1 protein-coding gene and 1 riboswitch are annotated in these 1,304 nt (G+C 72.5%); the gene reads right to left on the bottom strand.

From position 1 onward, the window contains the following. A partial coding sequence (locus tag G6019_RS14670) for a cobaltochelatase subunit CobN (protein ID WP_182627888.1) occupies positions 1 to 1,015 on the bottom strand: 1,015 nt, incomplete at its 3' end. Continuing rightward, a riboswitch (cobalamin riboswitch) is annotated at positions 1,007 to 1,198 on the bottom strand. (Overlaps the previous gene by 9 nt.) Between the last annotated feature and the right edge of the window lie 106 nt (positions 1,199 to 1,304).

The raw sequence follows: 1,304 nt of genomic DNA on the forward strand, positions 1-1,304 counted from the left end.
ACGTGAGGCACAGTCCCTGGAGCACGGGGATGTCGAGCACGGCGATCCGTTCGACGTCCCACGTCTCGTCCTCGCCGCCCGCGCTCACCGCCCCGGGCGTGGTCCCGCCGGCCGCCAGCACCGTGACGATCAGCGCGTCGAGCGTCCCGAGCGCGTCGAACAACTCGTCGGGCGCCGAGCGCAGGGAACCGGCGAACACGGGCACGCCCACGGCCTGCCCGGTGGCGTCGATCGCGTCGGCCAGCGCGTGCGCGAATCCGGAGTTCCCGCTCACCTCGTGGGCGCGGTAGTAGAGCACTCCGACGCGGGGGAGGCCCCGCGACTGGTCCACCCCGGGGCCGCCCCGCGACTGGTCGATTTCGCTCGCGTTCTCCCAGGTCGCGTGTCGGGATTCGCCACGTTTGTGACCACTCGCCGGGGAATCGCCACCCGGCCGCGGCGGCATCCCCCACACGGGGACGCTCTCCGGGGGTTCGAACCCGGTGCCGGTGAGCAGCACGGTGTCCGAGAGGAAGGCGTGGAGCTGGGCGAGGTTCCGCTCCCCACCCTCGGCGAGATAGCGGTGCGCCTCGGCCGCGATGCCGATCGGCACCGTGGACAACTCCATCAGGTCGGCATCCGGGGCCTGCTCGCCGCCGAGGACCACCACCGGTCCGCCGGTGGCCATCACGGCCTCGAAGCCGGGCTCCCAGGACCTGCGCGACCCGAGGATCCGGACGACGATGAGGTCGGTGCCGGAGAGCAGGCCGGGCAGGTCCGTCTCCACGTCGATCCGGGACGGGTTGCCGAGCGTCCAGTCGGCCCGGGAGGCGCGAGCGGAGAGCAGGTCCGTGTCGGAGGTGGACAGCAGGGCGATACGGGGTGCCTGTGGTGCGGCGCCATCGGACGGTGCCGTGTTGTCAGATGGTGCCGTGGCCTCAGTACCCGTGGCCTCAGTAGATGGTGCCGTGGCGTCCTCAGGGGACGCCGAACGCCGGTCATGGCGCATGTTCTTCTCCAAACCCTCGTGGAACATGACGCCGTGGCCGGTCTCCTGGCTTTCGCATCGACGCCGTGCGACCGACCTTCCCGGGCCGTGGCCCAGTGGTCTCCGCCCCGCGTGGGACGGACGAGGGTCGCTCGACTCCGCGACTACAGTGGCGAGGGCCGCGCCGGCTTTCCCTCCGGCTTCCCGAGCACCACGGCACCGGCGAGCCTATCCGGCCCGGTCCCCCTGCGGGTGCCCGGCCGTCGGCTCCCCACTCCACGCGGCTGGCCCCCGGGTGCCACACTGTGGCCCGTGAGCGATTCCGGACCGACCCGCC

This window comes from Dietzia sp. DQ12-76, from assembly GCF_014145045.1.
Classification (GTDB): Bacteria; Actinomycetota; Actinomycetes; order Mycobacteriales; family Mycobacteriaceae; genus Dietzia.